Below are 19758 nucleotides of genomic sequence, written 5' to 3' on the forward strand. Positions count from 1 at the left end.
CGCCTGTCTTTCCAGTCTGCGCTCCTGTCGCGCGAGATGCCAGTGGTGGGAGGTCTTGGCAACGGAGTCAACTCGCTTGACAGTGATGGTGGGGAGTGATCCCATCAATACGAGTTAGGAAGTTTTCCTAACTATCACCCCCCATCGAGGAGGATCCATGCGCGTGTTAGCCGGCGCGCTTGTGGTGGCGTTACTGATGAGCGTGGTGGCGGCCGTGCCTGCCTCGGCCGCGCCGACCCGCCACGAAGCGGAGAACGCCACCATCTCTCAGGGCCTCGTGGAATCCAACCACGCGGGCTACTCCGGTGCCGGGTTCGTCAACGGCGACAACGTGGCCGGAAGCTACACCGAGTTCACCGTCACCGCCGCGGCCGCGGGCCAGGCCGAGATCGCCATCCGCTACGCCAACGGCACCGCCGTCAACCGGGCCGCCGACGTCGCCGTGAACGGCACCGTGGTCTCCGCGGCCCGCGCGTTCAACGGCACCGGCGCGTGGTCCACGTGGGCGACCTCCACGCTCACCGCACCCGTGAGCGCGGGCGCCAACAAGATCCGGATCACCTCCACCACGGCCAACGGCAACCCCAACCTGGACTACGTCGACGTCGAGGTGGCCGCGCCCAGCTCCGACCTGCAGGCCGAGGACGCCACGATCGTCCAGGGCGTGGTGGAGTCGAACCACGCCGGGTTCACCGGCACGGGCTTCGTCAACTACGACAACGTCGTCGGCTCCCACGTGGAGTTCACGGTCAACGCGCCCACCGCGGGCAACTACGAGGTGAAGTTCCGCTTCGCCAACGGCACCACCGCCGACCGGGCCATGGCCATCACCGCCAACGGCGGCGCCGCCCAGAACGTGAGCTTCCCCGGCACCGGGGCCTGGACCACGTGGGTGGAGAAGTCCGTGACCGCCTCGCTCATCGCGGGCGCCAACAAGATCAGGGCCACCGCCACCACCGTGAACGGCGGGCCGAACCTCGACCGGATCAGCACCACCGTGCCGCCCGACCCGGAACCGCCGACCGCGCCGGGCAACCTGCGCGTCGTCGGCGAGGTCCGCCCGAGCGCCGTGGACCTGGCCTGGGACGCCTCCACCGACAACGTGGGCGTCTCCAGCTACGTCATCTACAACGGCGGCAACGTGATCAAGACCGTGGGCGGCAACCAGACCACGGCCACGGTCACCGGCCTGACGCCGAACACCGGCTACGTGCTGAGCGTGCTGGCCTACGACGCGGCCGGGAACGGCTCGCCCGCCAGCAACAACGTCCCCTTCACCACCCCGCCGAGCGACGACCACCAGGCGCCGACGGTGCCGGGCAACCTGCGCGCCACCAACGTGGCCGCCACCAGCATCACGCTGGCCTGGGCCGCCTCGACCGACAACGTCGAGGTCACCGGCTACCACGTCTACCGCGACGGCACGAAGTTCGCGACCGTGCCCGACCTGACCGCCACCGCGGACGGGCTCACGCAGAACACGCAGTACTCCTTCCAGGTCGAGGCCTTCGACGCCAACGGCAACATCTCGGCCAAGAGCCCCGCGCTGAACGTCAGGACCTCGACGCAGGCGACCGGCGGCGACCCGGTCTTCGACCGTGACGTCACCCGGCTCGACCTGCCGTGGGGCATCGCCTTCCTGCCCGACGGCAGCGCGCTGGTCGCCGAGCGCGACCGGTTCGAGATCGTGCGGGTCACGGCCACCGGCCAGAAGACCGTGGTCGGCAAGATCACCGAGGCGGTCGGCACCGTCGGCGAGGGCGGCCTGCTCGGGCTCGCGCTGTCGCCGAACTTCGCCACCGACCACTACGTCTACGCCTACCACACCGCGTCCGGAGACAACCGGGTCGTGCGCTTCACGTACGAGAACAACGCCATCGGCGCCCGCGAGCCGGTCGTGACCGGCATCAGCAAAGCCAAGTTCCACAACGGCGGCCGGATCAAGTTCGGCCCGGACGGGATGCTCTACATCACCACCGGCGACGCCCAGACGAGCAGCAGGGCGCAGGACCTCAACTCGCTCAACGGCAAGATCCTCAGGGTCACGCCGACCGGCGCCGGCGCTCCCGGCAACCCGTTCCCGAACGCCCCGCGCGTCTACAGCCTCGGCCACCGCAACCCGCAGGGCATCGCCTGGGACTCCCAGGGCAGGCTGTGGGAGTCGGAGTTCGGCGACGGCACCTGGGACGAGCTCAACATCATCCAGGCGGGCAAGAACTACGGCTGGCCGACCTGTGAGGGCACCTGCGGCGACAGCCGGTACGTCAACCCGGTCAGGACGTGGAGCGTCTCCAGCGCCTCCCCGAGCGGATTGGAGATCGTCAACGACTGGATCTACATGGCGGCCGTGCGCGGCTCGCGCCTGTGGGTCATGAAGATCACCGGCAACACGACCGACACCCCGCGCGCCTTCTTCAACGGCAACTGGGGCCGGCTGCGCACCGTGGTCAAGACCCCCGACGGCGGCCTCTGGCTGACCTCGACCAACAACGACAAGAACGGGGGCACCCCCAGCACCATCGACAACGACATCGTCAGGCTGAAGTTCGCCGGCCCGCCGTTCGCGCTGACCAGTACGGCCTTCGCGAACAACGGCACCATCCCGGCGCGGTTCACCTGCGCGCAGGACGGGGTGTCGGGCAACGACATCTCGCCGCAGCTGGCCTGGTCCGGTTCGCCGGCCGGCACGCAGAGCTACGCGATCACCTTCATCGACACGGCCAACGGCGGCAAGCACTGGGCGATCTGGGACATCCCCGCCGCCAAGTCGTCGCTGCCGGAGGGACTCGGGCTCGGGTTCGAGGTGCCGAACCAGGCTCCGGCCAAGCAGAAGGCGATGAGCAGCGGCAACAAGTCGCTGCAGTACTTCGGGCCCTGTCCCGGCGGCTCGACCCACACGTACGAGTTCACGCTCTACGCGCTGGACACCGCGACGCTGCCGGGCGTGACCTCCGGCTCGTCGGTGGCGGCGGTGGAGACCGCGATCCTGGCCCGTGACCTGGCTTCGACCAAGCTGGCGGGCAACTCGAACGCGTCCACCCGCTGACCTGAGCGACAAGGAGGGGCCGGAGGCACTCGCCTCCGGCCCCTCGAAACATCGGAGGAGTGGGAAGCGATCTCACATAAGAGATCCCATCTTTCGCGGGAAAGGGTCCCCATGCACAGAACGACGCTGGTCATGATCTTAGTGGCCGGCATGCTCGTCTGGCCTGGCCAGACAGCATCCGCGGCCTCGGTCGTCTACGAGGCCGAGAGCGCGGCCATCGGCAACGGCGTGGTGGAGAGCAACCACGCGGGTTTCTCCGGCACCGGTTTCGTCAACAGCGCCAACGCGGCGGGCGCGTACGTGGAGTTCACGGTGAACGGCACCGGTGACACCAACCTGGCCTTCAGGTACGCCAACGGAACGACTGCCGCCCGTCCGGCCACGCTCACGATCAACGGATCCGCCATCGAGACCATGCGGTTCGAGGGCACCGGCGCGTGGACGACGTGGAACAACGAGACCGTCGCCGCCGGCCTCGCCCAGGGCGCCAACAGCGTCCGCCTCACCGCCACCACCGCGGCGGGCCTGCCCAATGTCGACGCCCTGACCGAGGGCGCGCAGGACGGGGGCGGCACCGGCCCCATCGCCGACCCGATCCCGCAGAACCCCATCCAGTCCGGCCTCGGCCTGGTCCTCACCGAGTACGCCCAGTTCCCCAAGACCGACCCCGTGCCCTCGCCCACCGACTCCCGACTGCGCCGCCATGCCCGGATCAACCACCTGGGCCAGCTCGCCGACGGCCGCAGGTACGTCCCCGACCTCAACGGCAGGCTCTACACCCTGCCCGCGGGCGGCGGCGCACCCGGCGTGTACCTCGACCTCAGGGCCGCGGTGGGCGGTGACTTCTTCTCCGGCCGCGGACTGGGCAGCGGGTTCGGCTTCGTCGCCTTCCATCCGGACTTCGCGGCCAACGGCCGCTTCTACACCGCGCACAGCGAGGCGTTCCAGGCGCTGAGCACCCAGCGCGCCGACTGGACGCAGTCCGGCGCGGTCGTGCAGAGCGTGGTCACGGAGTGGACCGCGAGCGACCCCGCGGCGCCCGTCTTCAGCGGCACCCGCAGGCAACTGCTCCGCCTCGGCTTCGGCACCTACATCCACGGGATCCAGCAGATCGACTTCAACCCCAACGCCGCGCCGGGCAGCCCCGACCACGGCCTGCTCTACGTGGCCGCCGGCGACGGCGGCAGGGGCACGAGCGGCACCGTGCCGCAGGCCCGCAACCAGCCGTTCGGCAAGATCCTTCGCATCGACCCGCGCGGGAACGACAGCGCCAACGGCCGGTACGGCATCCCGCCCGGCAACCCGTTCGCCGGCCGGCCGGGCACACTCGGCGAGATCTACGCCCTGGGCATGCGCGACCCGCACCGCTTCAGCTGGGACCGCGGCGGCAGCGGCCGGATGTTCCTCGGGCACATCGGCGAGCACGACATCGAGGCCGTCTACGACGTGCGGGCCGGCGACAACTTCGGCTGGAGCGAGCGTGAGGGCGCCTTCCGCTTCGACCGGAACGAGCCGTGCTACCTCTACCCGCTGCCCGCCGACGACAGCCGGTTCGGCTACACCTACCCGGTCGCCGCCTACGACCACAACGGCCCGCCCGGCTGCACCGGCGACCTCGGCCGGGCCATCGCCGGCGGCTTCGTCTACCGCGGCGCCGCGCTGCCCGCCCTTCAGGGCAGGTACCTGTTCGGCGACCTCGTGCAGGGCTGGATCTTCGCGACCAGCGAGACCGAGATGACCCGCGGCGGCACCGACCTCGCGCCGCTGCACCAGCTCAAGATCTACAACGCCGCCGGCAACCAGGTCACCATGCAGACCCTGGCCGGCACCTCCCGCGTGGACCTGCGCTTCGGCATGGACCGCGCGGGAGACCTGTTCGTGCTGTCCAAGGCCAACGGCAAGATCTGGAAGGTGACCGGCACCCGCTGATCACCAGACCAGATGGAGCGCCTCCGGGGCGCGGTGGATCAACGTCGGCGCCATCGTGACCTCGGGGCTCTCCAGCCGGATCCCCGGCAGCCTGCGGATCAGCTCCTCCAGCGTGATCCGCAGCTGCTCGCGGGCCAGCTGCGAGCCTGGGCAGCCGTGCACGCCGTGGCCGAAGCCGAGGTGGCGGGCGGGCGGCCGGGTGATGTCGAACTCTCCGGCGCCGTCGCGGCCCGCGGAGCCGTAGGAGACGAAGACCGCGTCTCCGGCCGTCAGCTCGGTGCCGGCGAAGGTGAGCGGGCGGGTGACCGTACGACGGAAGCCCTGCACGGGCGCCTCGAAGCGGGCGGTCTCCTCGATCGCGGCCGGGATGAGCTCCGGGCGCGCGCACAACGTCTCCCACTGCGCGCGGTCCCGCAGCAGATGGTGTACGGCGGAGCCGATCAGCGCGGTCGTGGTCAGGTGCCCGGCCAGCAGGAGGTTCTGCAGGTTGGAGACGATCTCGTTGCGTTCCTCGGTGGTCAGCAGGGCGGTGCCGGGGGCCAGCGCCCGCACCATCTCGGTCGTCAGATCGTCGCGCGGCTCCTTCCTGCGGGCGCGGGCGTAGTCGTCGAGCAGGTGCTGGAGCCGGACGATGTCGCGGGCCGCCGCGGCCTGCTCGTCGTCGGTCATGGGCTGGAACAGCAGGTCCTCGGCCCGGTTCCCGGCTTCGACGGCCGGGCGTACGTCGGCGGGGTCGAGGCCCATGAGGTGGCCGATGACGTCGGCGGCGAGCGGCCGCGCGTACGCCGACATCCACTCCACGCGGCCGTCGGCGGCGAAGGCGCCGACGAGCTCGGCGGCGCGGCGGGCGATGAACGGCGCGGCGGTGGCGACGCGCGCGGGCGACAGGCCGCGCACCAGCGGCTTGCGCAGGCGGCGGTGCTCCTCGCCGTCCCTGCTCAGCACCGCGGGCCGCCCGCCGAAGCCCTTGACCAGCTCGCTCAGCGCGGCGCGGCGCGGCAGGTGGTCGGGCCGGAGCGCGCCCTCGGAGGAGAAGTCCTCGGGGCGGCCGAGTACCTCGCGCACGTCCTCGTACCGGGAGACCAGCCATGCCTGCAGCTCGGGGACGAAGGTGAGACCCGGTTCGCGCCGGGCGGCTTCGTAGGTGGGGAACGGGTCGCGGTACAAGGCCTGGAGATCCACAGGCCCCATCTTCGCCCAGACCTCCCCATCTCGGACGATGAAATTTTCTTTTAGTTCACCCCTGGGTCTTGAAAGTTATATCCGCGAGCGATTGAGTTCGGGGCGTGATCACCCTCAATGTCGTGGCCGCCGCGGCCTTGGTGTTAACAGCGGCGCTCGATCCCCAAGCCCCCATCGAGGACGCGCCCCCCGCGTCGTCCTACCCGCCCGCCTCCACCCTCCTCGCGGCCCCCGCCCCGAAGCACCTGGAGACGGCCAAGAAGACCCGGCCGGTGGCGCCCGGCATCACCTTCACCGCCTTCGACCGCTACGACGCGGCCGGCTGGCTGCGCGCCGACGCGCTGTCGGCGGACCTGTCCGGCGGCGTCAAGGCCGGCTACCTGAACTCGGGCGAGGTCTCCAAGACCGAGCCGCTGTCCGGCCCCGCCAAGCGCGCCCGCGCGGTCGCGGCGGTCAACGGCGACTTCTTCGACATCAACCGCTCGGGCGCCGCGCTCGGCATCGGCGTCCAGAAGGGCACGCTCGTCCAGTCGCCCACCAGCGGCTGGAACAACGCGGTCGCCCTGACCGGCGAGGGCGTCGGCCGCGTGCTCAAGATGTACTTCGAGGGCAGCGCCACCCCGCAGGGCGCGAGCTCCGGCAGCCCGATCGCCCTCACCCAGTTCAACCAGCTCATCCAGAACGACGGCGTGGGCCTGTTCACCCCGCTGTGGGGCAGCCACCCGCGGGCCCGCGCGGTCGAGGGCGCGGCCAAGGTCACCGAGGTCGTCCTCACCGGCGGCGCCGTCACCGAGGTCCGCACCACCGCAGGCGGCGGCCCGATCCCGGCCGGCACCACGATCCTGCTCGGCAGGGACGCCGGGGCCGACGCCCTCGCCGTGCTCAAGCCCGGCGACAAGATCGACGTTCGGTACCAGCCCAAGCCCTCCGACGGCGGCCAGGTCGAGACCGCCATCGGCGGCAACTACGTCCTGGTCAAGGACGGGGCCGTCCAGAACTCCACCGACCAGGCGGCGCACCCCCGCACCGCGGTCGGCTTCTCCGCCGACGGCAGGAAGATGTACCTGCTCACCGTCGACGGCCGCCAGGCCGACAGCCGCGGCGTCACGCTGAACGAGCTGGCCGCCATGATGATCGAGCTCGGCGCCCACAACGCGCTCAACCTCGACGGCGGCGGCTCCTCCACGATGCTCGCCCGCGAGCCCGGCGCCGCCGAGCCCCAGGTCGAGAACAGCCCCTCCGACGGCGGCGAGCGCCCCGTCCCCAACGGCCTGGCCCTCTACGCCCCCGAGGGCAGCGGCAGGCTCAAGGGTTTCTGGCTGGAGACCGTGAGCGACCCCGCCAAGGCGCCCGGAGTCGGCCCCGTCGCCGGTGGCCGCCCCGACCGCGTCTTCCCCGGGCTCTCGCGGCGGCTGAGCGCCGCCGGTTTCGATGAGACGTACGGCCCCGCCACCGGCACCCCGAGCTGGCGCTCCAAGCCGGCCGTGCACGGAGTCGTCGACCACAAGGGCGTCTTCCGCGCCCTCGTCCCCGGCCAGACCACCGTCACCGCGGCCCGCGGCGACGCCAAGGGCACGCTGGAGCTGACCGTGCTCCAGCCGCTGGCCCGCCTCGGCGCCACCACCGACCGGGTCGGCCTGGCAGCCGCGCAGGCCACCGGCACGTTCGGCCTCGTCGGCTACGACCGCAACGGCAACTCCGCGCCCATCGAGCCGGGCGACCTGTCGCTCGGCTACGATCGCGCGCTGTTCGAGGTCACGCCCAGCCCCAACGGCTTCTTCACCGTGACGGCCAAGCAGGACAAGGGCGCCGGGCTCATCACCGCCAAGGTCGGCCGCATCACCACCGCCGTGCCCGTGACTGTGGGCACCGAGGAGCAGAGCGTCGCGACCTTCGACGACGCCGGCTCCTGGGCCTTCGCCGCCGCACGGGCCACCGGCTCGCTGTCGGCCGCGCCCGGCCAGAGCGGCGGCGGGCTCAAGCTGGCCTACGACTTCACCCAGTCGACGGCCACCCGGGCGGCGTACGCCAGCCCGCCGCAGCAGATCGTGGTGCCCGGCCAGCCGCAGGCGTTCGGGCTCTGGATCAACTCCACCGGCAAGGGGGAGTGGCCCTCACTGGAGTTCTACGACGCCCAGGGGCAGTCGCAGATCCTGCGCGGGCCGTACCTGACCTGGACCGGGTGGAAGTACGTGGAGTTCCAGGTGCCGCCCGGGGTGTCCTACCCGCTCAAGCTGCGCCGGTTCTACGTGGCCGAGACGAAGGCGGACGCCTCGTACACCAACGAGATCCTCATCGACGGGCTCGTGGCCAAGGTGCCGCCGCCGGTGCAGGCGCCGCCGGCGGAGAAGATCGCCGATCCGGTGGTGAAGGCGTCGGTCGAGGCGATGCCTTGGCGGTTCGCGGTCATGTCGGATGCCCAGTTCGTGGCGCGCGACCCGGACAGCGACATCGTGCGCAACGCCCGCCGTACGCTGCGGGAGATCAAGGCGGCGAAGCCGGACTTCCTGCTGATCAACGGCGACCTCGTGGACGAGGCGTCGCCGGCGGACTTCGCGCTGGCCAAGAAGATCCTCGATGAGGAGTTGGGCGGGGAGCTGAAATATCAGTACATCCCGGGCAACCATGAGGTGATGGGCGGCAAGATCGACAACTTCCGGGCGGTCTTCGGCGACACCTACCGCAGCTTCGACCACAAGGGCACCCGGTTCGTCACCCTCGACACCTCGCGGCTGAACGTGCGCGGCGGCGGGTTCGACCAGGTCGCCCTGCTGCGCGAGCGGCTCGACGCCGCCGCGAAGGACCCGGCGATCGGGTCGGTGGCGGTGCTGTTCCACGTGCCGCCGCGCGACCCCACGCCGGGCAAGGGCAGCCAGCTCGGCGACCGCAAGGAAGCGGCGCTCGTGGAACAGTGGCTGGCCGACTTCCAGCGCGAGACCGGCAAGGGCGCCGCCTACATCGGGGCCCACGTCGGGACCTTCCACGCCTCCCGGGTGGACGCGGTGCCGTACTTCATCAACGGAAACTCCGGCAAGAACCCGGCCACCGCGCCCGACGACGGCGGCTTCACCGGCTGGTCGCTGTGGGGCGTCGACCCCGTCACCCCGCGCGAGGCCGAGCACGTGCGGCGCAACTGGTTCGTGGACGCGCCCGCGTGGATCGGGACCCAGGTACGCCCGCACGTCGACGAGCTCACGCTGACCGCGCCCGCCACCGTGGCCGTGGGCCGACCGGCGGCGGTCACCGCGGCCGTCAAGCAGGGCGCGCGCCAGGTGCCCGTGGCCTACCCGGTCTCGGCGTCGTGGAGCGGCTCGCCCGCGCTGCACGTCGGCGCCCGCTCCGGCGTCCGGCCGTGGCACAAGGCCGTGCTCGACCCCGCGACCGGCACCCTGACCGCGCTGCGGGAAGGCTCGATCGTGGTGGCCGTGACGGTCAACGGCGTCAAGCGCGAGGCCACGGTCGCCCTGGCCGCCAGAGCCGCCGCCTGACCCCTGACCTGATCTCGACCTCTGACCCCGACCCCGATCCCGGCCTCTGACCCCTGATCTCTGACCCCTGATCTCTGACCCCGACCCCGTTCTCGACGGCGACAAGAACGCCCGGCTGCCGCGGCCGCCGGGCGTTCTCCGCTGTTTCGTGACAGTGCGTATCAAGCGATCATCAATCGCGATTCGCTAGGTTAACCGGCCATGACCCGACTGAGTCCGCGTCTGGGACCGCTCACCCCCCGCCAGCACTGGCGCAGAGCCCGGCTCCAGGCCTACTCGTGGCTGCTGACCGGCGCCTACCGGCTCGGCGCCATGCACCCGGCGGTGTGGAAGTTCGTGGCCCGCTCCTACCATCCCGCGCTCGACCGGCTGGCCGCCCGGCACGCCCGCGTGGCCTGCCAGTTCGCCGCCGTGGACGTGCCCGCCTACCGCGACTTCCTGCGCGAACGCGGGGCCGGGCAGGCCAGGCGCCTGGCCGACTTCCCCGAGACCACCAAGCAGAACTACGCCGGCGCCTACGACGAGCGCAGCCGCTGCCAGGAGGGCCGCCTGCACCGGCCGGGCGTGATCGTGGACGAGTCATCGGGTTCGAGCGGCAAGCCGTACAACTGGGTGCGCGGCCCGCGCGAGCTGAAGGGCATCTACCGCAACGCCGCCGGCTACATCGAGCTGGTCTTCCCCGGCCGCCGCCTGTTCGTGATCAACGCGTACTCGATGGGCGCCTGGGCCACCGGCACCACCACGGGCACCGCGATGGCCCGCATCGCCATGGTGAAGAACACCGGCCCCGACCTGGAGAAGATCGCCGACACCCTCGAACACTTCGGCCCCGGCTACGACTACGTGGTGGCGGCGTACCCGCCGTTCCTGAAGCACCTGCGCGACCGCCTGGACGCGGACGGCTTCCCCTGGACGGACTACCGCATCCGCGGCATGGTCGGCGGCGAGGGCATGACCGAGGCGCTGCGCGACTACCTGGAGGAGCGCTTCGAAGAGGTCCGCTCGGGTTACGGCGCCAGCGACCTCACGATCGGGATGGGCGCGGAGACCGGCTTCACGGTACGGCTCCGCAAACGTCTGGCCACCGACCGCCACCTGCGCGAGACCCTGCTGGGCCCGGACGAGCAACGCCTCCCCATGATCTTCCATTACAACCCGCTGGAGACGTTCCTGGAGGTCAACGACTCCGGCGAACTCCTGTGCACGATCAACACCAAGAGCTGCCTGCAGCCCAAACTCCGCTACAACGTGGGCGACGAGGCCCTGCTGAGAACGCTCCCCGAGGTCAAGCGCGCCCTCGGCGCCGACTACGCGGGCATGTGGACCGACGAGCGCATGAACCTGCCGCTGCTGTTCCTGTTCGGCCGCAAGGATTCGACCATCTCCTACATGGGCGCCAACCTGTACCCGCAGGACGTCGAATACGGCCTCTACCAAGGCAACCCCTACGCGGCCTCGATCGCCCGCTTCTGCCTGTCACTGGAAGAACTACCCGGCCTGGAATACCGCCCCGTCATCAACATCGAACTCCGCGAGGACGCCACCACCGACCACGAGGCGCTGACCGACCTCTGCCGCAAGGGCGTCGTCGCCCACCTGAGCCACGTCTCCCGCGACTTCGCCGAATCCCTCAAGGAGGACCCGACCGCGGCCGACCTCCGCGTAAAACTCTTCGAACCCGGCGAAGGCCCCTTCGCCGGGTTCACCAAGATGAAGAACGTCTATCTCGTCTGAGCTTGTCGACCTGGATGGCACCCCAGAAGCGCTGCCCTGGGTGGCCGGGTCGCCGGCCGTCCAGCAATTGCTGCCGTTGTGTCGAAACACGGTGCCCTGTCCTTCTCCCGCTTCGGCGGGGAAAGGCGGGGCGTCTTCGCGTTGTACGGCTACGCTTCCAGTACCACGGTTATCCGGACCATTAGCATGACCGGCCAGACCCAACATGACGCCCTTAGACTCCCCCCAGGAACGCCTCCGCCCGACACCTGGGGGCCGCTGAATTCCTCGCAGGAGCTCTTGGGAAATCAGGGTCTGGCGAACGCGTGCAGATTCCCGTTCGTGCCGCCGCAGTACGTGGTGCCGAAATCCTTGACCTGGATGCGGTCATTGACCACGGATCATTGATCCAGGGAAGGATCGGTGCACGGGATATACGACGGTCGAGTTGGCGAACAGCTCGCGCGCCGGGAAGTACGTCTACTGGCCGTTCGCCCCGACCATGGCATGGTGGATGGTCAGCGAATTCTGGCTCCAACTCGCACCGCCTTTGATAGGCGGTCGGTCAGTGTGCGCGTGCAGCTTGCGGATGCAGGGTCAGTTGTAGGACACCCACAGGTCGTATCCGTTGGCGCGCGGCCTGCAGGAATACCCGCTCGCCCCGTTATGGCGGACGTAGTCCTGGCCCACCGCCGAGCAGTTCTGCCGGGTGGAGAACCATCCCACGTACTCCTCGGAGATCACGGCTTGTGCGGAGCTCGTGTCGTTGCCCTGCGCCGAGGCGGGAAGCGCGGGGGCCAGGGTCAGGCTGAGGCCGGTCAGGAGCGCGGCCAAGTACTTCACCAGGTGCGGTTGCATGATCTTCTCCTCGGGCTCGATGAATCACGTAGATGGTGCGCCGCTCGGCCACGAACACGGGGGTCGGTGTTGTGGAGCTGATCGATCAAGCGCTGATCAATGAAGCGTTCACGGTCCACGCTAGGAAACGTCACCTGGCCGGCTCGACGTCTTTCAAGCGTGCTTGAAAGACCCGCGTCATTGCAGTTCTGCCGTTCGTCTCGGCAGGGTGTGTTGTGGGTGTCCGGCCGACGGCTCTGCGCCCGGCGACCGGACATGGCCCTCGCCTGCGCATCATGGGCTGCCGCAAGATGCGGAGTTTCACGGTGTGCGGTACCCACCTCGGGTTCGTCACGAGCGAGAAGCAGTGCACGCAACTGCTGCAGACGGCCAACACCTGGGCCTCCCGGGGGCCGCTGATCATCTCAGGCGACATGAACCTCAGGTGGGACAACGACGATGAGCAGCGGAAACTCAAAAACTGCATGCGTAACGTACCCGGCTTCACTCGCAAGAGCGACGGCAACCGGCAGCACGTGTTCACCCGCAACGGCGGCTGGGGCTTCCTCGCCACCGGTGCCACCGGGACGGTCTCGATGGGCCCATGGAGCGATCACGATGCCTTCTGGGCGGACCTCAGGCCGTGAGGATGAGCGCTCCGAGTGAGGGGTACGCCGGCCGTTCACGCAGCCGTGAGGAAGAGCCCGCCCCCAGTGGGGACGGGCTCTTTTGACGTCGGTCCAGTCCGACTTCGATCACGCCCTCCGGGGCCCTGGAGGGGTCCATAGGGCACCCCCTGAGCCAGTGAGGCCGCGGTGAGCGCGGCCTGCGAGCCTCACGGCCATGGACCTGGTGACACAAGACGGTGTGACCGGGAAAGACGATCGGAGAACTCATGTCCATCTGGAAACGCGGTCTCGCCCTCGCGGGGACGGCCTTCACCATCGCCGCCGGCCCCGCCCTGCTGGGCTCGGCACCGGCCGCCGCGGCGCCGGCCACCGCCCCGTCGAGCAGCGCCGCAGGGCACTGGAGCTACAACGGGTGGTATTACCCCGACATCTTCGGTGAGCGCGCATGCCACAGGGACGGTCGCCGATCCGTCCACCCCTACGAGTGCAGGTTCGTCGCTGGGAGTGTCCCCCAATGGCAGCTGTGGATGTGGATCAACTGGTAATGCCCATCACTGTGGTTCTGGTGGTCCCGGCGGGATGAGGCGTACCGTAACTGGGCCTGGCTAGCGAGTGCCCGCCCACATCATCGAAACCTATCGAACGCACATTCGATATGTGTGTACGGTGACCTGCATGGAGGGCACCCACCCGCCTCGACGTCATCGCCGCGCTTCACCCCGTGCGCGTGGCGGCCGAAGGCGTGAATGACGTGAGCCGGCAGGCCATGGGCGACTTGCCCGGCCGGCCCACCCTCGAAGCCGTGCGCGAAGCGCTGGCCCGAGTGCAGCGCCTGGTCGACGAGGGCGCAAGGACTGAGACGGACACGGCCTGGCGTCTCGCCGTGTCGCTTAGCTTGTCGGTTAACCTCTCGTCGGCCAGCTGTGATCGTCATCATCCTTCGTGGTGCGCGGAGTCCTAAGACCCAGGGGGAGCGAGAGGTCCGATTCACGCCAGCAGGGATCCGGGATGCCCGAAACACTCGGATCATGAGCACGATAAGGACGTCAGAGGTCCAGGTCGGCGAGGATCAGTCAAGGTCGCCGCGAGCTGCGGACGCGTGGACGGTGATGGAGAGGTTTTACGCGGCCGAGGCCGCGTACGTGGCTGCGGGTGGTTTCGGTAAGGCCGGCTATGAACCCGTAGCTGCTCTGCTGGACCCGGAGGTGGTGCTTCACCAGGCTCCAGGACTGCCGTTCACCGGGACCGGGATCTGGCGTGGACATGAGGAGATGGAGCGATTTCTGGCCGTCTTCAGTGAGGTCTGGGAGTCGATGGAGTTCCTGGAGCAGGAGCATTGGGGGGATGCGAACACCGTCGTCGTGCGGAATCGGGTGCGGTTTCGGGCCCGATCCACCGGCAAACAAGTCGACACCTTGATCGTGCAACTGATCACCGTGCGGGATGGACGCATGCTGGAGTGTCGTCCGTTCTACTGGGATCCCCAGGCCATCGCTGAGGCTTGTCAGCCCGATAGCGATGACACGTGACCAGGACGGGCGATCCAGAGGGGTTCACCACTCCCTGAGCGTCTCGCCCGATCTTCGCGTTTGCCGCATCCGGCAGCTCAGGTAACGTATCGCGCATAGCGGATTGTGGCTATCGCGATACGGTGTGTCGCCGTGACGTGGGAGGGTCACCGTCTCATCTTCGGGCTCGTGCAAAGTCTCCGAGGCGAGGCGGTGACCGCGATGTCCACTCTGGCACGCGTGACGGCAAGACGAGCGGATAACCCCGCTTCCGGCTCCGACCAGGGCGGCCTGACCACGCTGTCGGGCTTCCGCCAGGAGTTCTACCAATGCCTGACCGCGCGCGCCGATGAGCTGTTCGAGCTGGCCGAGGCTGTGCTGTGCACCGACGGGCCAGTCAAGACGCTGGTGGACCCGGCATTGGCGCCGGAGCACCGGCGTGGCCACGGTGCCCTGCATGACGGGGTCAACCACGGCCGCATCGAGATCGGCCGCTTGCGCCGGTCGCTGGCCGCGCGGCCGTTACCACGCGCTGCCGACGGGCGGATCGTGCTGGCCGCCGACGTCAGCCCCTGGCTGCGACCAGACGCCGCGACCAGCCCGGACCGGTCGTTCTGCCACACCTACGGCCGCAGCGAGAAGACCAAGCACCAGATGATCCCCGGCTGGCCGTATTCCATCGTCGCCGCTTTGGAGACCGGTCGCACCTCCTGGACCGCGCTGCTGGATGCGATCCGTCTGGAGCCCGGCGCCGACCTGGCGCAGGTCAGCGCCGACCAACTGCGCCAGGTCGTCGAGCGCCTGATCGAAGCGGACCAGTACACCGACGGCGACCCCGCCATCCTCATCGTCCTGGACGCCGGCTACGACGTTCCCGCCTGGCGTTCCTGCTGGCCGACCTGCCCGTGGAGATCCTCGGTCGGATGCGCGCCGATCGGGTGATGCGCCGCCCGGCTCCCTCCCGCGAAGAGTTCGACCGGGCCCACCCCGATGGCGGACGCTACCCCAAGCACGGCGCCGAGTTCGTCTTCGGCCACCCCGCCACCTGGGGCGACCCTCACGCACAAACCGTCACCGACACCACCCGATACGGCAGCGCGACCGCGATGGCCTGGGACCGGCTGCACCCCATCCTGACCCACCGGGCCGCCTGGCAGGACTTCCCCGGCGACCTGCCCCTCATCGAGGGCCCCGTTATCCGGCTCCAGGTCGACTCATCGTGGCCGACGCCGGCTAGTACTACAACCAGACTTTGTGATTGTTTGGATGTAGTGTGTGCTCCTGTGACGACTGCTGATGATCTGCAGGTGTGGGTTTCGGGGTTGGACGCGCTGTTCGGGCGAGTGGCGGGGCGGTTCGGTCGGGTCGAGCCGCGCCGTCAGGCGCGGGCCTATGTGACGGGGCTGCTGGCTCCGGTGGAGCGGAAGAACGGCTGGCAGTTGGCTGAGGCGGCCGGGGATCGACAGCCGGATCGGATGCAAAGGTTGCTGGGCAGTGCCCGCTGGGACGTTCGTGGGATGCGGGATGACCTGCGGAAGTATGTGGTGGAGAATCTCGGTCACCGAGATGCGGTGCTGATCGTGGACGAGACCGGGTTCATCAAGAAGGGTGCCAAGTCGGCTGGAGTGCAGAGGCAGTACTCCGGGACCGCAGGCCGCACGGAGAACTGCCAGCTCGGGGTGTTCCTCGCTTATGCCTGCCCGCTGGGCCGGGCGTTGATCGATGCCGAGTTGTACCTGCCCAAGTCCTGGACCGAGGACCGGCCGCGTTGCCGTGAGGCGGGTGTTCCCGACGAGGTCGAGTTCGCCACCAAACCGGTCCTGGCCCGGCAGATGATGGCCCGCGCCCTGCAGGCGGGAATACCGGTGTCATGGGCGACGGCGGACGAGGCGTACGGCCTGGACAGCAAGTTCCGCAGGTTCCTGGAACAGCGCCGCATCGGCTACGTCGTGGCCGTCCCCAAGAACCAGTTCGTCGCGTGCGGTCTGCCGGGAGACCTTCGCGCCGACACCCAGGTCGCCGCCGCTCCGGCCGAGGCGTGGAAACGCCTGTCGTGCGGGAACGGCGCCAAAGGCCCACGGCTGTATGACTGGGCTCTGGCCACGGTGCACTTCGAGACCGAGCCCGGCTACCGGCGATGGCTGCTGGCGCGCCGCTCCCTGACGCCCAACGCCAAGGGAGAACTGGAGATCGCCTACTACCTGTGTCATGGCCCCGCCGGCACCACGATCGCCGAACTCATTCGAGTGGCCGACGCCCGCTGGGCGATCGAGGAATGTTTCCAGTCCGCGAAGAACGAGGTCGGTCTCGACCAGTATCAGGTCCGGCGATTCGACGCCTGGCACCGGCACATCACCCTGGCCATGCTCGCCCACGCCTACCTCGCCATCACCGCAGCCCAGGCCCCAAAAGCCCGCACGGCCTGGTCCGCCTCACACCAGCAGAGATCCGTCGTCTCCTGGCACACGTGACCCGCGCCACCACCCTCGACTCTGCCCTCGCCTGGTCCACTCACCGCCGCCAGCACCAGGCCCGCGCCCGCAGCAGCCACTACTGGCGCCGCTGGCTTAAACATCACGAAATAAGACTGTAGTACTAGGACATCACCCGTCCGGCCTACGTCCTGCAAGATCTGCCCGTCGAACTGCTGGGCCGCATCCGCTCCGACCGGGTGCTGCGTCGTCCGGCACCCTCGCGCGAGGAGTTCCTGCGAGCCCATCCAGGTGGTGGCCGCCCGCCCAAGCACGGCGGCGAGTTCGCCCTGGCCGATCCGGCCACCTGGCCCGAACCCGCGGTGAGCACGGTCACCGACACTACCCACTACGGCAAGGCCGAGACCAGCGTCTGGGACCGACTCCACCCCCGGTTGACGCACCGCGCTGCCTGGCTCGATCACCAGGGTGCGCTGCCGCTCATCGAGGGCACCCTGATCCGGTTGAAAGTTGAGCACCTGCCCGGCGACCGTGACGCCCCACCGGTCTGGCTCTGGTCCTCCAAGACCGGCGCCACCAGCGCGGACGTGGATCGCTGCCGGCAGGCATTCCTGCGCAGATTCGATCTGGAGCGCACCTGTCGCTTCTGGAAGCAGACCCTCGGCTGGACCCAGCCCAAGCTGCGCGCCACCCAAGCCGCCGACCGCTGGACCTGGCTACTGCTCATCGTTCACACCCAGCTGCGCCTGGCTCGCCGGCTGACCGAGGACCTGCGCCATCCGTGGGAGAAACCGGCCGCGCGAGGCCAGCTCACCCCGCCCGAGTCCGGCGCGGGTTTCGGAACCTGCGTCCCGCACTCGCCCAGCCGGCCGGCGCACCCAAACGCTCTCGGCCCGGCCCCGGACGTCCACCCGGGATCCCCAGCCGCCGACCCGCACCCCGCTACGACGTGGGCAGGACCGTCAAACGCGGCCGCACCCTCGCAGCCCTACAACAATCCGGACGATAAAGAACAAGCTTAGCTTGTTCTTTATCCACCAAACCGTTGCGCTCGTTTGGACAACGAACAACGCCTTTGGGTGGTCGACCTGCTCAGCTCGCTGTTGCGAGGTCTTGTGGTTCGATTCGTTTGAGCGACGCGCTCACCCGCACGAGCCCACCCCTGCGACCGATTCAGCCCCGGGTGGTCCAGTCGACGCGTAGTCACCCGAAACAACACCCAAGCGGTACGATGCGAACACCGAACCGGGCAGCCGGCCGTACCAGCAGCACCAGCGGGCAGGACTTCTCCGTCAGGGGGCGTGGCCGTACCGCGCCCACCAGCGGTTTTCCACGTACCTCACGTTGATGGAGAACCCGTCATGACCTCTGCCGTCCCTCGCGCCTTCCACTGCGAGCACACCCGCGCCAAGAGCAGGGTGTACGCCCTCGTCGAGCGCTCTCGCCAGCCCGCGACCCTGCATGCCGTACTGACCTGCACCGACCCCGCCCTCGCTCAGCACGCCGCCTACCTTCTCTCCTCGGTGCTGGAGAACGGCCTGGGCCCCGCCGCCCGCGCTGAGTCGGAGCGGATCGCAGCGGCTCTGCCCGACGCGCCCGCCGCCTCCTTCCGACGCACGCTGGCCGATGTCGTGAACGGGACCTGGGCCGACACCCCCGAACTCGCCGCCACGTGGGAGTCCCTGCGGCGCGGCCGCCGCGACTCGGCCGGCCTCGGTGGCGACCTTGAGAGCCGCACGCCGCACGACGCCCGCCTCGACGCCTTCCCAGGGCCGGTCGTACGCACGATCAGCCTGCTGGAGGTGCACGTCCACGACCCCGCTCGCCTTCTCGCGGCGGCCACCGCGACGGGCTGGAGGCCGTTCGACGCCGAGGACCTCGACGAGGACGACAGACAGGACGTCGTCGGAGCCGTCATGCACTTCGTCAACGGCCCGGAGTTCCTGCCCGGCGCCGACCAGCTGATGGAAGCCATGCAGGCACAGCTGCTGCGCGTCGACAGGGGCGATGAGGTGAGCGACTGGAGCACCATGCCCGTGACGGCGAGGTTCGACACGGGAACGAGGTCCGACCCCGACAACCGGGCCGACTGATCGCTACCTCACAGGCACGTCGGCGCGGCCGAGCACGAAATCGACTCGGCTGCGCCGGGATGTTCACACGCCTAACTTCTTCTTCATTGTCCGGATTGTTGTAGTGCTGCGAGAGTACGGCCGCGTTTGACGGTCTTGCCGACGCCGTAGCGGGGCGCGGGGCGGCGGTTGGGGACGCCGGGTGGGCGCCCCGGGCCGGGTCTGGAGGGTTTGGGTGCGCTGGCCGGTTGGGCGAGGAGCGGGCGGAGGTTCCGAAACCCGCGCCGGACGCGGGCGGGTGTGAGCTGGCCGCGCGGGACGGGTCTCTCCCAGGGGTGGCGCAGGTCCTCGATCAGGTGGCGGCCGAGGCGTAGCTGAGTGTGGGCAATGACGAGCAGCCAGGTCCAGCGGTCGGCTGCCTGGGTGGCGCGAAGCTTGGGCCGAATCCAGCCGAGGGTTTGCTTCCAAAAGCGATAGGTGTGTTCCAGGTCGAATCTGCGCAGGAAACGCCTGCCAGCATCGATCCACGCCCGTGCTGGTGACTCCGGTCTTGGAGGACCAGAGCCAGACTGGCGGAGCGTCACGGTCGCCGGGCAGGTGCTCGACTTTCAGGCGGGTCAGGGTGCCCTCGATGAGCGGCAGCGCACCCTCGTGGTCGAGCCAGGCGCGGTGGAGCCGGGGGTGGATCCGGTCCCAGGCGCGGGTTTCGGCCTTGCCGTAGTGGGTGGTGTCGGTGAGCGTGCTCACCGCGGGTTTGGGCCAGGTGGCCGGATCGGCCAGGGCGAACTCGCCACCATGCTTGGGCGGGCACCCACCGCGGGGGTGGGCTAAGGCGTGTTTCATAAGTCGCGGAGCCATTGGTTGATGGCGGCGATGGTGACGGTGGCCTCGAAGCGGACGGCGAGTTTGTCGTAGCGGGTAG

13 protein-coding genes and 1 pseudogene are annotated in these 19758 nt (G+C 69.4%); 12 read left to right on the forward strand and 2 right to left on the reverse strand.

The window, feature by feature from the left end:
- Positions 1 to 157 precede the first annotated feature (157 nt).
- Together ACIBI5_RS53225 and ACIBI5_RS53230 are read left to right on the forward strand one after the other, a co-directional pair.
- On the forward strand, positions 158 to 3046 hold the full coding sequence (locus tag ACIBI5_RS53225; protein ID WP_397259345.1) for a YbhB/YbcL family Raf kinase inhibitor-like protein: 2889 nt from the start codon (positions 158 to 160) through the stop codon (positions 3044 to 3046).
- A 111-nt stretch (positions 3047 to 3157) separates the two neighbouring features.
- The gene (locus ACIBI5_RS53230; RefSeq protein ID WP_397259347.1) at positions 3158 to 4975 is read left to right on the forward strand and encodes a PQQ-dependent sugar dehydrogenase; all 1818 of its coding nucleotides are present in this window, start codon (positions 3158 to 3160) and stop codon (positions 4973 to 4975) included.
- Here ACIBI5_RS53230 and ACIBI5_RS53235 read toward each other — a convergent pair whose 3' ends face one another.
- Positions 4976 to 6157 carry a cytochrome P450 gene (locus ACIBI5_RS53235; protein ID WP_397259349.1) on the reverse strand — a complete coding sequence of 394 codons (1182 nt, stop codon included), beginning with the start codon at positions 6155 to 6157 and terminating at the stop codon, positions 4976 to 4978.
- A 104-nt stretch (positions 6158 to 6261) separates the two neighbouring features.
- Between ACIBI5_RS53235 and ACIBI5_RS53240 the strand changes: the two genes are divergently transcribed.
- Both ACIBI5_RS53240 and ACIBI5_RS53245 read left to right on the forward strand, forming a co-directional pair.
- On the forward strand, positions 6262 to 9645 hold the full coding sequence (locus ACIBI5_RS53240; RefSeq protein WP_397259351.1) for a phosphodiester glycosidase family protein: 3384 nt from the start codon (positions 6262 to 6264) through the stop codon (positions 9643 to 9645).
- Positions 9646 to 9846: 201 nt separating this feature from the next.
- Positions 9847 to 11379 carry a phenylacetate--CoA ligase family protein gene (locus ACIBI5_RS53245; protein WP_397259353.1) on the forward strand — a complete coding sequence of 511 codons (1533 nt, stop codon included), beginning with the start codon at positions 9847 to 9849 and terminating at the stop codon, positions 11377 to 11379.
- Positions 11380 to 11955: 576 nt separating this feature from the next.
- On the opposite strand, the gene ACIBI5_RS53250 is transcribed toward ACIBI5_RS53245, so the two are convergent.
- A complete protein-coding gene (locus ACIBI5_RS53250; RefSeq protein WP_397259355.1) occupies positions 11956 to 12216 on the reverse strand; it encodes a hypothetical protein in 261 nt (86 codons plus the stop codon).
- Between the two features lie 275 nt (positions 12217 to 12491).
- Here ACIBI5_RS53250 and ACIBI5_RS53255 point away from each other — a divergent pair, with 275 nt between their 5' ends.
- The 8 genes and pseudogenes from ACIBI5_RS53255 (at position 12492) to ACIBI5_RS53290 (ending at position 18857) form a co-directional block, all read left to right on the forward strand.
- Positions 12492 to 12842 (forward strand): endonuclease/exonuclease/phosphatase family protein, encoded by a 351-nt coding sequence (locus ACIBI5_RS53255; protein ID WP_397259357.1) that lies wholly within the window; start codon positions 12492 to 12494, stop codon positions 12840 to 12842.
- 248 nt (positions 12843 to 13090) lie between these two features.
- The gene (locus ACIBI5_RS53260) at positions 13091 to 13369 is read left to right on the forward strand and encodes a hypothetical protein (protein ID WP_397259359.1); all 279 of its coding nucleotides are present in this window, start codon (positions 13091 to 13093) and stop codon (positions 13367 to 13369) included.
- 483 nt (positions 13370 to 13852) lie between these two features.
- Positions 13853 to 14353 (forward strand): nuclear transport factor 2 family protein, encoded by a 501-nt coding sequence (locus tag ACIBI5_RS53265; protein ID WP_397259361.1) that lies wholly within the window; start codon positions 13853 to 13855, stop codon positions 14351 to 14353.
- 219 nt (positions 14354 to 14572) lie between these two features.
- Positions 14573 to 15274 (forward strand): transposase, encoded by a 702-nt coding sequence (locus ACIBI5_RS53270; protein ID WP_397259363.1) that lies wholly within the window; start codon positions 14573 to 14575, stop codon positions 15272 to 15274.
- Positions 15256 to 15399 (forward strand): annotated as a pseudogene (locus tag ACIBI5_RS53275) (hypothetical protein); the annotation flags it as partial. The gene ACIBI5_RS53270 and the pseudogene ACIBI5_RS53275, both read left to right, overlap by 19 nt.
- 234 nt (positions 15400 to 15633) lie before the next feature.
- Positions 15634 to 16803 (forward strand): IS701 family transposase, encoded by a 1170-nt coding sequence (locus ACIBI5_RS53280; RefSeq protein WP_397259371.1) that lies wholly within the window; start codon positions 15634 to 15636, stop codon positions 16801 to 16803.
- A 200-nt stretch (positions 16804 to 17003) separates the two neighbouring features.
- Positions 17004 to 17786 (forward strand): hypothetical protein, encoded by a 783-nt coding sequence (locus ACIBI5_RS53285; protein ID WP_397259365.1) that lies wholly within the window; start codon positions 17004 to 17006, stop codon positions 17784 to 17786.
- 339 nt (positions 17787 to 18125) lie between these two features.
- Positions 18126 to 18857 (forward strand): hypothetical protein, encoded by a 732-nt coding sequence (locus ACIBI5_RS53290; RefSeq protein ID WP_397259367.1) that lies wholly within the window; start codon positions 18126 to 18128, stop codon positions 18855 to 18857.
- Positions 18858 to 19758: the final 901 nt, after the last annotated feature.

This window comes from Nonomuraea sp. NPDC050540 (genome assembly GCF_044457485.1).
Taxonomy (GTDB): Bacteria; Actinomycetota; Actinomycetes; order Streptosporangiales; family Streptosporangiaceae; genus Nonomuraea.

Excerpts from the sequence above, each read along its gene's own strand:
- ACIBI5_RS53225 (WP_397259345.1), top strand. The coding sequence starts at position 158 with ATGCGCGTGTTAGCCGGCGCGCTTGTGGTGGCGTTACTGATGAGCGTG.
- ACIBI5_RS53230 (WP_397259347.1), top strand. The coding sequence starts at position 3,158 with ATGCACAGAACGACGCTGGTCATGATCTTAGTGGCCGGCATGCTCGTC.
- ACIBI5_RS53245 (WP_397259353.1), top strand. The coding sequence starts at position 9,847 with ATGACCCGACTGAGTCCGCGTCTGGGACCGCTCACCCCCCGCCAGCAC.
- ACIBI5_RS53250 (WP_397259355.1), bottom strand. The coding sequence starts at position 12,216 with ATGCAACCGCACCTGGTGAAGTACTTGGCCGCGCTCCTGACCGGCCTC.
- ACIBI5_RS53255 (WP_397259357.1), top strand. The coding sequence starts at position 12,492 with ATGGGCTGCCGCAAGATGCGGAGTTTCACGGTGTGCGGTACCCACCTC.
- ACIBI5_RS53260 (WP_397259359.1), top strand. The coding sequence starts at position 13,091 with ATGTCCATCTGGAAACGCGGTCTCGCCCTCGCGGGGACGGCCTTCACC.
- ACIBI5_RS53265 (WP_397259361.1), top strand. The coding sequence starts at position 13,853 with ATGAGCACGATAAGGACGTCAGAGGTCCAGGTCGGCGAGGATCAGTCA.
- ACIBI5_RS53290 (WP_397259367.1), top strand. The coding sequence starts at position 18,126 with ATGACCTCTGCCGTCCCTCGCGCCTTCCACTGCGAGCACACCCGCGCC.